The sequence below is a fragment of the Gordonia jacobaea genome (assembly GCF_965344965.1).
Taxonomy (GTDB): domain Bacteria; phylum Actinomycetota; class Actinomycetes; order Mycobacteriales; family Mycobacteriaceae; genus Gordonia; species Gordonia jacobaea.
Map to the genome: position 1 here is coordinate 15,248 of NZ_CBDRLS010000009.1, position 12,921 is coordinate 28,168.

The window sequence follows — 12,921 nt, forward strand, 5'->3', positions numbered from 1 at the left end:
TGTTCTCGATCAGGCGATCTGTTCTGCGGCGCGCAACCGTGCGTGAGCGCGGTTGTACTCCGGCGTATCGGGTTCTGCGGACTCGAGAGCGGACTTCTCGGCGTTGATGTCAACGCCGTCTGCCCACTCCGCGGCCTCGGCGAGAATCGTCACCGACTCACCGGTCACCGAGATGAAACCGCCTTCGACGGCGGCCGCCTTGCGGGTCCCGCTTTCCTCGACGATCACCACGAACCCGCCGGGCACGAGCTGTCCGAGCAGCGGTTCGTGGTTGGCCAGCACACCCATCTCGCCGACTGTGGTCTGCGCGATGACGAACGTGGCCTCGCCCGAGTACAGCTCGGCGTCGGCGGACACGACCTCGACGTGGAAGGACTTCTCAGCCATGGCGTACCGCTACTTTCCGGCGAGCTTGGCGGCGGCTGCCTCCACGTCGTCGAGGCCACCGCAACTGTTGAACGCCTGCTCCGGGTAAGCGTCGAACTCACCCTTGCAGATGCGGTCGAATGCCTCGATGGTGTCGGCGAGCGGCACGACCGATCCGGGCTGGCCGGTGAACTTCTCGGCGACGAGGAAGTTCTGACCAAGGAACTTCTGGATACGACGGGCACGCTGGACGGTCACCTTGTCCTCTTCGGACAGCTCGTCCATACCGAGGATCGCGATGATGTCCTGGAGCTCCTTGTACTTCTGCAGGATGCTCTTGACCTCGTTGGCGACGCGGAAGTGCTCGTCACCGACGATCGACGCCTCGAGGATGCGCGAGGTCGAGGTCAGCGGATCCACAGCCGGGTAGATACCGAGCTGCGAGATCGGGCGCGAGAGCTCGGTCGTCGCGTCGAGGTGCGCGAAGGTCGTCGCGGGTGCCGGGTCGGTGTAGTCGTCGGCAGGCACGTAGATCGCCTGCAGCGACGTGATCGAACGGCCCTTCGTCGAGGTGATGCGCTCCTGGAGCTCACCCATCTCGTCGGCAAGCGTCGGCTGGTAACCCACGGCGGAAGGCATACGGCCGAGCAGCGTCGACACCTCCGAACCCGCCTGGGTGAATCGGAAGATGTTGTCGATGAACAGCAGCACGTCCTGGTGCTTCACGTCACGGAAGTACTCGGCCATGGTCAGGGCCGAGAGAGCGACGCGCATACGCGTGCCCGGCGGCTCGTCCATCTGGCCGAAGACAAGGGCGGTGTCCTGCAGGACGCCCATCTCTTCCATTTCCATGATCAGGTCGGTGCCCTCACGGGTGCGCTCACCGACGCCCGCGAACACGGAGGTTCCGGAGAACTCACGCGCGATACGGGTGATCATCTCCTGGATCAGAACGGTCTTGCCGACGCCGGCGCCGCCGAACAGGCCGATCTTGCCGCCCTTGACGTACGGGGTCAGCAGGTCGATGACCTTGATGCCGGTCTCGAGGATCTCGGTCTTACCCTCGAGCTCGTCGAAGGCCGGGGGCTTGCGGTGGATGCCCCACTGCTCGCCATCGCGGCCGAGGCCGGGGCTGTCGAGGCAGTCGCCGAGTGCGTTGAACACGTGGCCCTTGACCTGGTCGCCGACCGGAACACGGATCGGGTAGCCCGAGTCGGTCACGACCGCGCCACGGACGAGGCCGTCGGTGGGCTGCATCGAAATGGTGCGGACCAGGTTGTCGCCGAGGTGCTGCGCGACCTCGAGGGTCAGCGTCTTGGCAACGGCCTCGAGCGTCACGTCGGTGTGCAGCGCGTTGAACAGATCTGGGATCGAGCCGCGGGGGAATTCGACGTCGACGACGGGGCCGATGATGCGGACCACGCGGCCCTCAGTGGTCCCCGCCGACTGCGACGAGGGTGTCTCTACAGTTGCGGTCATGATGCTTGGGTCACTTCCTTTTGATCGAAGTTTGGGGCGGGATCGGCGTCATTAGGCCAGCGCGCTCGATCCGCCGACGATCTCGCTGATTTCCTGGGTGATCTGAGCCTGGCGAAGCTGGTTGGCTTCACGCGACAACGACTTGGACAATTCCTCGGCGTTGTCGGTTGCCGCCTTCATGGCGGTGCGACGAGCGGCCGACTCAGATGCCGCAGAGTCCAACAGCGCCGCGTAGACGCGCGTGGCGACGTACTTCGGCAGCAGTGCCTCGAGAAGCGTCTCCGCACTGGGCTCGAAGCTGTAGTTACGCGACTCGTCGTCGACCTCGACCTCGCCGTGATCCGGGTTGTCGTTCTCGGTGACCACCAGCGGCGCCATCCGGCGAACCTCGGGGGTCTGGGTCAGCATGGAGACGAACCGGGTGTAGACGATGTGCAGCTCGTCGACGCCCTCGATGGTTCCCTCACCGTCGGGGAGGTCGATGTTCTCGCCCGACCCGGCCACGAACAGGTCGACCAGGAAGTTGCTCGCCTGCGCCGCATCTGCGTATTCCGGGGACTGCGAGAACCCGGTCCACGATGCCGCGACGTCCATGCCACGGAACGTGAAGTAGTTCACGCCCTTGGTGCCCATGACGAAGACCACCGGTTCCTTGCCCTCGTCGCGGATGAGCGAGATGAGCTCGCGCGACGACCGGAGCACGTTGGAGTTGTATCCACCGGCCATGCCGCGGTCACTGGTGATCACCAGGATCGCCGCACGCTTGGGATCCTCGCGCTCCTTGAGCAGCGGGTGGTCAAGCGACCCCGCACTGCTGGCCAGCTCCGAGAGCACCTTGGTCATCTCTTCCGAGTACGGCTTGGCTGCCGCAACCCTGGCCTGAGCCTTGGTGATACGCGAGGTCGCGATCAGCTCCTGTGCCTTGGTGATCTTCTTCGTCGACTGGACCGACCGGATGCGTGAGCGCAGCTCACGAATGCTGGCCATGAGCCCTCACCCCTTCTTCCTTCGCACGGATACGCCCGATGCGGGCACAGACAGTCACAAGGTCACTTCCGGATCTTGATCTGTTCTTGCTCGACGTCGTCGGCGTCCATAGCGGCTGCCTCGGCCTCGTTGACGACGCGCTTGCCGTCGTGGGTGAGGTAGCTGTTCTTGAACTTGTTGGTCTCGGCGACGAGCGCCTCGGCCTCATCGTCGCCGAGAACCTTGCCACCGGCGATGGAGTCGTAGACCCCGGTCGCGTTGTGGTGCAGGTGGCTGAGCAGCTGTGTCTCGAAGTTCCGGATGTCGTTAACCGGCACGGAGTCGTAGTGGCCCTCACCGCAGAGGTAGATCGAGACGATCTCGTCCTCGACCGAGTAGGGGCTGTACTGGTCCTGCTTGAGCATCTCGACCCAGCGGGCGCCGCGCTCGAGCTGAGCCTTCGAGGCCGCGTCGAGGTCGGAGGCGAAAGCGGCGAACGCTTCGAGCTCACGGAACTGTGCGAGCTCGAGACGCAGCGAGCCGGAGACCTTCTTGAGGCCCTTGGTCTGTGCTGCACCACCGACGCGCGACACCGAGGTACCGACGTTGATGGCCGGACGAACACCCTTGTTGAACAGGTCGGACTCGAGGAAGACCTGTCCGTCGGTGATCGAGATGACGTTGGTCGGGATGAACGCCGAGACGTCGTTGGCCTTGGTCTCGATGATCGGCAGTGCCGTCATCGAGCCGCCACCGAGTTCGTCGGAGAGCTTGGCAGCACGCTCGAGCAGGCGGGAGTGCAAGTAGAAGACGTCGCCGGGGTATGCCTCGCGGCCCGGCGGGCGACGCAGCAGCAGCGAGATCGCGCGGTAGGCCTCGGCCTGCTTGGTCAGATCGTCGAAGACCACCAGAACGTGCTTGCCCTGGTACATCCAGTGCTGGCCGAGGGCCGAGCCGGTGTAGGGGGCGAGCCACTTGAAGCCGGCCGAGTCGGACGCGGGAGCCGCGACGATGGTGGTGTACTCCATCGCGCCGGCCTCTTCGAGAGCCGTCTTCACGCCGGCGATCGTCGAGCCCTTCTGGCCGATCGCGACGTAGATGCAGCGAACCTGCTTGCTGGGGTCACCGGTTGCCCAGTTGTCCTTCTGGTTCAGGATCGCGTCGACGCAGACCGCGGTCTTACCGGTCTTGCGGTCGCCGATGATCAGCTGACGCTGTCCGCGACCGATCGCCGTCATGGCGTCGATGGCCTTGATGCCGGTGGCCAGCGACTCCTCGACGGGCTGACGCTCGAGCACGGTGGCTGCCTGCAGCTCGAGGACGCGGTTGTCCTCGGCCTCGATGTCGCCGAGTCCGTCGATCGGCGCGCCGAGCGGGTCGACGACGCGTCCGAGGAACTTGTCGCCGACGGGCACCGAGAGCACCTCGCCGGTACGGCTGACCTGAGCACCCTCTTCGAGATCCTCGTAGTCACCGAGGATGACGGCGCCGATCTCGTCCTCGTCGAGGTTCAGTGCAACACCCTGGATGCCGCCTGGGAACTGCAACAGCTCGTTGGCCATCGCGCCCGGAAGACCGCTGACGTGGGCGATACCGTCAGCCGTGTCGGTGATCGTGCCGACCTCGTCGCGCGAGGCTTCGGCTTCGAACGACGAGACGTACTGCTCGATCGCTCCCTTAATCTCGTCTGCTGAGATCGTCAACTCCGCCATGGGTTCTCGTCTTTCTTGATGTCGGTCGGTGTGAGTGAGTCGTGGTGGTGAGGCACGGTCGCCGTCGTGGTGGTGGCCAGTACGGCGAGGCGCTTACCTCGGCAGTGTCTCGGCGGCTTTCGCCAGGCGTGTCGCGATGTCGGCCTCGATGACCTCGTCGCCGACACCGATACGCAATCCGCCGATGATCGACGGGTCGACCTCGGTCTGCACCGAGATCGAACGGTGGTAGATCTCGGCGAGCACTCCACCGAGACGTTCCTTCTGAGCATCGCTCAATTCGGCCGCCGACACCACGTGGGCAACGGTTTCGCCGCGCAGCGCCGCTGCCAGCGCAGCGAGTTGGTCGACGGCAGACTCCGCGGGCTGTCCGTGGAGCAGGCTGATCGTCTGGGTGAGCAGATGCGAGGTGTAGTCGCCGATCTGATCCCCCACCAGCCCGGTGAGCAGGCCGTTACGCCTGTCGGCCGGCTTGGTGAAGTCGGTCAGCAACGACGCCAGGGTCGGATTCGCGTCGAGCAGGCGGCTCACCCGGAACAGTTCGTCCTCGACCTGTTCGATCTGACCGTCACGCTCGGCGGCGGTCAGCACGACAAGCGCGTTCTGCCTGCGCAGCGCGACGAGAATGTCGTTGGGCGCTGACCAGTGCTGTGCGACGGCTGATGCGACGATCTCGACCGCGATCGGCGATGCCTTGCCGTCGAAGAGGGTGTGCACCAGGTTCTTCTTGAGAGCCGGGAAATCCTCGTCCTCGGTGAACTTCTTGCGCAACACCGGATTCTGCTGGAGGAAGTCGATGATCTGAGTCAGATCCTCGCTTGCCGCAAGCAGGTCCTGGGGCGACTTGCCCTCAGTGTTGGTGGCGAACTCGCGAGCGACCGCACGCGCGGCCTCTCGGCTCGCGGCATGCATCGAATGCAGACCGATCAGTTCGCTCGAACTCGGCACACCGGTCGACGGCTGTCCGCCGCGCGACATGGCCGAGAGCTCGTCGATGACACGATCGACGGTCTCCGACTGATTGGCCGGGTCGGCGAGGTGATCGCGAACGATCTTGCCCGCCCCGTCGACCGCGGTGAGTCCGAGCTCGCTGCGCAACTGGCGAACCATGGACGTTCTGGTCAGTTCGCCCTGCGCCTTGCCGTGCTCGGAGATGCGCTTGACCTCGGCGTCTGCCTGCTTGTGCAGATCATCCGCGATGCCCTCGGCATCTTCGACCGCACCTTCGTGCAGTTGCTTTGCCTCGACCTTTGCCTGCTCGATCGAGCGCTCGTGCGCGACCTTGGCGTCCTCGAGGCGGGCCTTGGCCGCGTCACTCTCGGCCACCTGCTGATCGACGACGTCCTGCGCGTTCTTCACGACCTTCCGCAAGAACGGGACGACGAACTTCCACAACAGGAAGATGACGATCAGAAAGCCGATGAGCTGTCCGATAAAAATATCCACTGCTACTTCACCGTCTCAGTCTCTGCCGAGGCGGTCGACGCCCCTGCACTTTGCACGCCGGCACCCTGCTTGCCGAGAACTCGTTCGGCAAGCGTTCGCGACAACGAGTCGACGTCGCGCTTGGCCTCTGTCACGGCGCTGTCGGCCTCCACCTTGAGATCGGCGGAGATCTTCGCGAGAGCGGCGTCGGCTTCATCCGTCGCACGCCGCTTCGCATCCGACAGCTCCTCGTTACCCTTGGCCCGCGCTTCGTCCCGGATACCGGTCGCGTCAGCGCGGGCGTCCTTCATTCGAGCCTGGTACTCCCGATCGGCGTCCTCGTAGCTCGCCGCAGCGGCGTTGTTGTCCTCAGCGGTCTTCGCGACGCGCGCCTGCCGTTCGTCGAGCACCTTCACAATCGGTGGCACGACCCACGCGCGGATGACGACCAGCACGATGACGAAGATCAGCAGACACGCGAAGAACGTGCCGTTGGGGATCAAGAAGTTCTCTGCGGCGAGATTCATGGTTCAGATGTCCCTTGTTGTTCGAGGAACCCGACTAAGACCGGGAAGATCAGGACTGGCCGGAGATCGGGGTGGCGAACACGAACAGCGCCATGAACGCGAGGTTGATGAAGTACGCAGCCTCGACCAGACCAACGGTGATGAAGAACGGAGTGAACAGACGGCCCTGAGCCTCCGGCTGACGTGCGATGCCGGAGATCAACGCGGAACCGGCGATACCGTCACCGACACCGGCACCGATTGCGCCGCCACCCATGATGAGGCCGCCACCGATCAACGCGCCCAGACCAATCAGATTCGGATCCATTGAGAACTTTCCTTTCGGGTGATACTGGCAATCGGATTGCCAGGTCTAAGGTCCGACCGGCGCGGTGCCGGTCGGGGTCGGACTTGCTAGTGGTCTTCGTCCATCTCCATGGCCTGGCTGAAGTACAGCACGGTCAGCAGGGAGAAGATGAATGCCTGGATGAGGCCGACGAAGAGGTCGAAGGACTTCCAGATCGCGTTCGGCGCCCACATGATGTACGCCGGGAACAGCGAGATCAGCGCGACCATGATGCTGCCTGCGAACAGGTTGCCGAAAAGACGGAGGGAGAGCGAGACCGGCTTGGCGATCTCCTCGATGATGTTGATCGGCGCGAGGAATGCGACGTGGCCCTTGACGAGGCGGGTGAAGTGCCCGACCGGCCCGCGGCGCTTGATGCCCGCTGCGGTGTACCAGATGAACACGAACGCGGCGAGTGCGTAGCAGAAGTTGACGTCGCTGGCCGCAGGCGCGAAGACCTCAGCGCTCTTGCCCTCGGCATCGCCGTACTGCAGCGGCAGAACTGCCAGCCAGTTCGCGACGAGGATGAACGTGAACAGCGTTACCGCGAGCGGCAGAACGAATCCACCGACCTTCATGCCCATCGAGTTCTCGATCTGGCTGCGCATCTGCGTGGTCACTGCTTCGAAGAACAGCTGCACCGAATTGGGGCGCTTGGAAGTCATCCTCGACCGGACGAAGAATGCCAATGCGATCACGATCAAGCCCGCGATCGAAGTGGCCACAATCGTGTCGATGTTCCACGTCAGGCCCAGCCACTCCACCTGCTTGTGGTGGCCGACCTCGATTTGGGCTTCGGCCAGCACGAGGCTCTCGGCGCCGTAAGTCGATGCGATCATAGCTGCTTACGAAGTCCTTTCATTACCGGAATCACCGTGTTCAGCACCAGGACAACCTGGCCCAGAGCGAGTCCGAACATCACGCCCAGCCCTTCGGGCCGGAACAGGAACGCCGCCGCCAGCGCGAGCACAGTGATGGCTCCGAGGCGTGCGGCAGAGTTGACGGCGAGCAGTTTCTTGCGAGGATTCTCTTCTGCCGCAACACGTTCGACGGACATGATGACCATCTTGGTGTTGATGAAGACGGCGACCACACCGATTGCGAAGAACAGCGGGAACAACCAGCTCCCGAGGAACACCGCGATGATCGCGACGATGACCGTCAGTACGGCGGCGATGATCGCCGGTCGTCGGAGGCCGGTCGGCGCGGGCGGGTAATACACGGGAGCCGAGTCAGGGGCGGACGTCGCCATTGCCTCTCCTCACGTGAACACCTCATGCCAAAGGCATCAGGCGATGAGCGTGCGTCCTCGCGGCAGGTGCCGCCGAGCGTACGCTCTGCATTTGCAGTGACCTTATCAACACGGTTTGCCGCGGTCACCGGGGGGTGTCTTCGCAGTTTGTGTTGACTTACCGAGGTGGGGCACGTCGCGCCAGCGGCGCATCATATGCGTCCCCCTCAAGTACTACAGCAGATAGTACACGATTTTACTGTCCGGTTACCTAACCGGTGGGTCAACCGTCACCCACCCCGCCGAATCGGCCCCTACCTGGTCTTTCGATCACAGCCCTTGCCTCAGCGAGGGTGTCTGTCAGCGCAGCGCTCGCGCGGTCCGCAGCTCCGCGATGCGCCGCTGAAGCCGGGGCGCCATCGTCGCAAGCATCGCGACCACGAGACCGGCCGCGAACGCCGGCACGACCACCGACATCGGGAAGATCGTGCTCGCGGCCACCGAGAACGCGAGGATTCCCACCCAGAGATAGATGATCAGCGCGACGCGTCGCTGAGAATGCCCGAGTTCGAGCAGCCGATGATGCAGGTGCAGCTTGTCCGGTGTGTAGAACCCGACGCCTGCCCTGGTGCGTCGTACCACCGCCATCAGCATGTCGAGCATCGGGATGAAGACAACGGCCGCAACCAGGATCAGGGGTGAGAGCAGCGTGAACACGTCGGCCGGACCGTACGCGTTCACCGCTATACGTCCCGACGCGCTCGTCGACGCCGCTGCCAGCATCAAGCCGATGAGCATCGCACCCGAGTCGCCCATGAAGATCCTCGCGGGCGAGAAGTTGTGCGGAAGGAACCCGAGGCAAGCACCCGCGAGTGCGACCGAGATCAGTGCGGGTGGGTAGTAGCTGACGTCGCCACCCTGGTCACGGAGCAGGCCGAGCGAGAACATGCAGATGGCCGACGCCGAGATGAGTCCGAGCCCCGCGGCGAGACCGTCGAGTCCGTCGATGAAGTTGACGGCGTTGATGGTGGCGACGGTGATCACGACTGTCAGCAACCCCGACTGGAACGGGTCGAGAACGATGGTCCCGATGTTTCCGAACGGAACCGGCACCTGCAGCCAGCTCACGCCCATCACCACCATGACTCCCGCTGCCGTGAGTTGTCCGACGAACTTCGTCAACGCGTCGAGGCCCCATCGGTCGTCGATGATCCCGACGATGACGATGACCGCTCCGGCCGTCACCACCGCACCCATGTCGTTGGTGTAGGCGAATCCGCGGTTGAGCGCGGGGAGGTTGGCAGCCAACACGATCGCGGCGACAACTCCCGCGAACATGCCGACGCCGCCGAGCCTCGGTGTGGGAATGGTGTGTACGTCTCGCACACGGGGTACGGCCACAGCACCCACTCGGATCGCGATCACCCGAACCAGCGATGTCAGCAGGTACGTGATGGCAGCGGCGGTCAGGCCGACCAACAGCAATTCGCGCAGCGGGACACCGGCACCGCCCGAGCTCGAATCGGCCGACAGCATGTCGGCGACGACCATGCTGGTACCGGTGACGGGCTCGAGCATCAGTTGACCAGGCTGGCCGGATCGACGTCGAGCACCTCTGCCACCTCGGCCGTCGTCACAGCGCCCTCGCGCAGAACACGCGGACTCGGACCCGTGACGTCGACAATTGTCGACGGCTCCCCCTTGGGTGCTCTACCACCGTCGAGGTAGACCGACACCGAGTCGCCCAGTTGTTCGCGGGCCTCGTCGCATGTGATCGCAGGAGGCCTGCCGGAGACGTTGGCGCTCGAGACCGCCATCGGTCCGACCTCACGCAACACCTCGATGGCCACCGGGTGCAGCGGCATCCGCAACATCACGGTGCCCGACGTGTCGCCGAGGTCCCACGCGAGCGACGGAGCCTGCTCGACGACGAGACTCACACTGCCCGGCCAGAACGCCTCGACCAGGCTGCGCGCCGATGCCGACACCGACAAGACCAGACCGTCGATGGAATGCCAGGAACCGACCAGGACGGGTACGGGCATGTCGCGACCCCGGTGCTTTGCAGCCAGGAGGTCGGTGACGGCCTCGGCGTCGAACGCGTTGCACCCGATGCCGTAGACCGTGTCCGTGGGCGTGACGATCAGGCGCCCGGCCTTGGCGGCCCCCACGGCCGCCTGGATGCCCGCAGAACGGGTGTCCTCGTCAGTGCAATCGAAAACGGTGCTCACCCATCCATCCTTTCACGCGACACGTCTGCCCCGGATCAAGGTCGACGGCGCGCGGTCACGACCCGCGGTCGACCTGCGAGGTCGCGGCGCGCCACGACGTCGTCGAACCGTCCCGTCGCCTCGAAGGCCCCGATTACCTGCGACGACGTCGAATCGTCATGCTCGACGCCGGTGCGCCCGGCGGGTGCCAGCAGTCGCGCGGCGACGTCGGCGAGCGGCGTGATCACGCTCATCCCGTCGTGGCCGGCGAACACCGCCTCAGCCGGATCCGCCTCGACTTCGGGCGAGACGTCGGTGTCGGTCGGCACATACGGCGGGTTCGCCACAATGAGGTCGAGCGAGCCGTCCGGGATGTGATCGGACAGTTGTGCGTAATCGGTGACATCGGCACCGAGAACTGCCACGCGATCGCCGACGCCGAGGTTCTCGACATTCCGGCGCAGCCACAACAATGCCGACGGCGATTTCTCGACCGCCACCACACGGGCCGACGGCACCGACACGGCGATCGCGATGGCCAGTGCCCCACTGCCGCTACACAGATCGGCGACGAGCGGATGCGAAATGCCCCGCAGATTCTCGACGGCCCATTCGAGGATGAGCTCCGTCTCGGGCCGCGGCACGAAAACCCCTGGTCCGACGGCTAGATCAATGGGGCCGAAAGCGGCGCGACCAATGATGTGCTGCAACGGAATTCGACGTGCACGCTGCGCGACGAGCTCGCGAAAGCGCCTGCGCTCACCCGCGTCCGGTCCGTCGACGAAAGCCAACGAACCCCGATCGACGTCGAGGACATGCGCCATCAACCACTCGGCATCGCTGCGCGCCGAGTCGATTCCGGCTTCCGCGAGCAGCGATGCTGCCGAATGCAGCTCCGACACCGCCGACGTCATCTGGTCACTTGTCACGCAGGTCGACCTCACTCGGCCTCGAGCCGCGCCTGACGGTCTGCGGCGACGAGCGCGTCGAGCAGGGCGTCCATGTCGCCACTCAGCACGGCATCGAGATTGTTTGCCTTGTAACCGATCCGGTGATCGGTGATCCGGTTCTCCGGGAAGTTGTAGGTGCGGATGCGTTCGGAGCGATCAACCGTCCGGATCTGCGCAGCCCTGCCCTCCGCTGCGGCGGCGTCTGCCTCCTCCTCAGCAGCAGACTGCAACCGCGCAGCCAGCACCTGCATGGCACGGGCCTTGTTTTGGAGCTGCGATCGCTCGTTCTGGCAGGTCACGACGATCCCGGTGGGCAGGTGGGTGAGACGGACCGCCGAGTCGGTGGTGTTCACGCCCTGGCCGCCCTTGCCGGACGAGCGGTAGACGTCGATCCGTAGATCGGACTCGTCGATCTCGATCTCCTCGACCTCCTCGGGTTCCGGGTAGATCAGCACGCCTGCCGCCGACGTGTGGATACGACCCTGAGACTCGGTCACCGGGACACGCTGCACACGGTGAACGCCGCCCTCGAACTTCAGCCGCGACCACACACCGTCGCGCGACGGCTCGCGGCCCTTGATCGAGAGCGTGGCCTCCTTGTAGCCCCCGAGATCGGACTCGGTGACACCGAGGACCTGGGCCTTCCAGCCGTGCCGCTCGCAGTACTTGAGGTACATGCGGGCCAGATCGGAGGCGAACAGCGCCGATTCCTCGCCACCGGCACCTGATTTGATCTCCAGCACGACGTCGTCGGAATCGTGCGGGTCGCGTGGTGCGAGCAGATCGGTCAGCGTCGCATCCAGAGATTCGACCGCAGCTTCGAGAGCGGGAATCTCCTCGGCGAACGCCGCATCGTCTGCAGCGAGTTCCCTGGCCGCGGCGAGATCATCGCGCGAGGTCTGCAGCTTCGAATACGTCGCCATGATCGGCGCGAGCTCGGCAAATCGTTTGCCCACCCGCCGCGCATGCGACGGATCGTCGTGCAATGAGGGATCAGAGAGTTGCTGCTCGAGCCCCGCGTGCTCGGCAAGAATGTCGTCGATGGCACCGCCATTGGCACCGCCTCCGGCGTCGCGCGTGTGTGCGCTCTTATTCACCGCTCGTCCTCCTCATACTTGCTCGCCCAGATACTTGCTCGCCCAACGAAAACGACGCCCGACCCGGTCGGTGTGACCGGGCGGGCGTCGTCGGGATAGCTACTTGGCGTCTGCGTTCTTGGTGCGCTTGCCGTAGCGCTTCTCGAAGCGCGCGACGCGGCCGCCGGTGTCGAGGATCTTCTGCTTGCCCGTGTAGAACGGGTGGCACTGCGAGCAGACTTCGACGTTGATCCGACCGTTCTCGGCGGTGCTGCGGGTCTCGAAGGTGTTGCCACAGCCGCAAACGACCTCTGTGACGTGGTAATCGGGGTGAATTCCCTGCTTCATTCTGGTGTCCCTTTCTGTGGTCGCCGGGTCACCGCCGCGATTCGGCGGTGTGAACCGGTACCGGACTCGACCGATCAGTATGCCATCGCCCCAGGCCCAGACGGAAATCGCAACCTAGTGGCTGGCGACGACCGCGGGCGCCGGATTCGACTCGACTGCCTGTCACCCGCCTCAACACGGCTCCGCCCATATTCATTCCGACGCAGCTACGTCTCCGCGAAATGGGCTGCACGCTGCGTAAATGTGTAAAACCGCTCCGACGGCGACGTGCGTCGGTAGTTCCACCGAAGGTAAGCCTTAGTTTGC

Annotated in this window: 14 protein-coding genes; all 14 read right to left on the reverse strand. The window is 64.6% G+C overall.

Annotation, left to right across the window (positions count from 1 at the left end):
* Positions 1-9: 9 nt before the first annotated feature.
* The 14 genes from ACRVY7_RS22345 to rpmE all read right to left on the reverse strand — a co-directional run bounded on the left by ACRVY7_RS22345 (position 10) and on the right by rpmE (position 12,615).
* Positions 10-387, reverse strand: a complete 378-nt coding sequence (locus tag ACRVY7_RS22345) for a F0F1 ATP synthase subunit epsilon (RefSeq protein ID WP_049700974.1) — start codon at positions 385-387, stop codon at positions 10-12.
* 9 nt (positions 388-396) lie between these two features.
* Positions 397-1,845, reverse strand: a complete 1,449-nt coding sequence (gene atpD / locus ACRVY7_RS22350; protein WP_049700975.1) for a F0F1 ATP synthase subunit beta — start codon at positions 1,843-1,845, stop codon at positions 397-399.
* Positions 1,846-1,896: 51 nt separating this feature from the next.
* Complete coding sequence (locus tag ACRVY7_RS22355) at positions 1,897-2,832, reverse strand: F0F1 ATP synthase subunit gamma (RefSeq protein WP_049700976.1); 936 nt, start codon at positions 2,830-2,832, stop codon at positions 1,897-1,899.
* A gap of 62 nt (positions 2,833-2,894) precedes the next feature.
* Positions 2,895-4,523 carry a F0F1 ATP synthase subunit alpha gene (atpA, locus tag ACRVY7_RS22360; RefSeq protein WP_431818689.1) on the reverse strand — a complete coding sequence of 543 codons (1,629 nt, stop codon included), beginning with the start codon at positions 4,521-4,523 and terminating at the stop codon, positions 2,895-2,897.
* Between the two features lie 93 nt (positions 4,524-4,616).
* On the reverse strand, positions 4,617-5,969 hold the full coding sequence (locus ACRVY7_RS22365; RefSeq protein ID WP_049700978.1) for a F0F1 ATP synthase subunit B/delta: 1,353 nt from the start codon (positions 5,967-5,969) through the stop codon (positions 4,617-4,619).
* 2 nt (positions 5,970-5,971) lie between these two features.
* Positions 5,972-6,475, reverse strand: coding sequence for a F0F1 ATP synthase subunit B (locus tag ACRVY7_RS22370; protein WP_270486935.1), 504 nt, complete (start codon positions 6,473-6,475; stop codon positions 5,972-5,974).
* Positions 6,476-6,524: 49 nt separating this feature from the next.
* Positions 6,525-6,782: a F0F1 ATP synthase subunit C gene (locus tag ACRVY7_RS22375; protein WP_005179417.1), complete on the reverse strand. Its 258-nt coding sequence runs from the start codon at positions 6,780-6,782 to the stop codon at positions 6,525-6,527.
* Between the two features lie 86 nt (positions 6,783-6,868).
* A complete protein-coding gene (gene atpB, locus ACRVY7_RS22380) occupies positions 6,869-7,639 on the reverse strand; it encodes a F0F1 ATP synthase subunit A (RefSeq protein WP_270486936.1) in 771 nt (256 codons plus the stop codon).
* The gene (locus ACRVY7_RS22385; protein WP_005205734.1) at positions 7,636-8,052 is read right to left on the reverse strand and encodes an ATP synthase subunit I; all 417 of its coding nucleotides are present in this window, start codon (positions 8,050-8,052) and stop codon (positions 7,636-7,638) included. The genes atpB and ACRVY7_RS22385 overlap by 4 nt, the downstream gene beginning before the upstream one ends.
* 339 nt (positions 8,053-8,391) lie before the next feature.
* Entirely contained in the window at positions 8,392-9,609 is a 1,218-nt protein-coding gene (locus ACRVY7_RS22390; protein WP_049700981.1) for an MraY family glycosyltransferase, read from the reverse strand.
* Positions 9,609-10,262, reverse strand: coding sequence for an L-threonylcarbamoyladenylate synthase (locus tag ACRVY7_RS22395; RefSeq protein ID WP_049700982.1), 654 nt, complete (start codon positions 10,260-10,262; stop codon positions 9,609-9,611). The genes ACRVY7_RS22390 and ACRVY7_RS22395 overlap by 1 nt, the downstream gene beginning before the upstream one ends.
* Before the next feature lie 35 nt (positions 10,263-10,297).
* Positions 10,298-11,155, reverse strand: a complete 858-nt coding sequence (gene prmC / locus ACRVY7_RS22400; protein ID WP_431818710.1) for a peptide chain release factor N(5)-glutamine methyltransferase — start codon at positions 11,153-11,155, stop codon at positions 10,298-10,300.
* Between the two features lie 26 nt (positions 11,156-11,181).
* Positions 11,182-12,288: a peptide chain release factor 1 gene (gene prfA / locus ACRVY7_RS22405; RefSeq protein WP_049700984.1), complete on the reverse strand. Its 1,107-nt coding sequence runs from the start codon at positions 12,286-12,288 to the stop codon at positions 11,182-11,184.
* A 99-nt stretch (positions 12,289-12,387) separates the two neighbouring features.
* Positions 12,388-12,615: a 50S ribosomal protein L31 gene (rpmE, locus tag ACRVY7_RS22410; RefSeq protein WP_049700985.1), complete on the reverse strand. Its 228-nt coding sequence runs from the start codon at positions 12,613-12,615 to the stop codon at positions 12,388-12,390.
* Between the last annotated feature and the right edge of the window lie 306 nt (positions 12,616-12,921).

Coding starts and splice junctions, on each gene's coding strand:
- ACRVY7_RS22375 (WP_005179417.1), bottom strand. CDS start 6,782: ATGGATCCGAATCTGATTGGTCTGGGCGCGTTGATCGGTGGCGGCCTC.
- ACRVY7_RS22370 (WP_270486935.1), bottom strand. CDS start 6,475: ATGAATCTCGCCGCAGAGAACTTCTTGATCCCCAACGGCACGTTCTTC.
- rpmE (WP_049700985.1), bottom strand. CDS start 12,615: ATGAAGCAGGGAATTCACCCCGATTACCACGTCACAGAGGTCGTTTGC.
- atpA (WP_431818689.1), bottom strand. CDS start 4,523: ATGGCGGAGTTGACGATCTCAGCAGACGAGATTAAGGGAGCGATCGAG.
- prmC (WP_431818710.1), bottom strand. CDS start 11,155: ATGACGTCGGCGGTGTCGGAGCTGCATTCGGCAGCATCGCTGCTCGCG.
- ACRVY7_RS22345 (WP_049700974.1), bottom strand. CDS start 387: ATGGCTGAGAAGTCCTTCCACGTCGAGGTCGTGTCCGCCGACGCCGAG.
- ACRVY7_RS22355 (WP_049700976.1), bottom strand. CDS start 2,832: ATGGCCAGCATTCGTGAGCTGCGCTCACGCATCCGGTCGGTCCAGTCG.
- atpB (WP_270486936.1), bottom strand. CDS start 7,639: ATGATCGCATCGACTTACGGCGCCGAGAGCCTCGTGCTGGCCGAAGCC.
- atpD (WP_049700975.1), bottom strand. CDS start 1,845: ATGACCGCAACTGTAGAGACACCCTCGTCGCAGTCGGCGGGGACCACT.
- ACRVY7_RS22390 (WP_049700981.1), bottom strand. CDS start 9,609: ATGCTCGAGCCCGTCACCGGTACCAGCATGGTCGTCGCCGACATGCTG.
- ACRVY7_RS22385 (WP_005205734.1), bottom strand. CDS start 8,052: ATGGCGACGTCCGCCCCTGACTCGGCTCCCGTGTATTACCCGCCCGCG.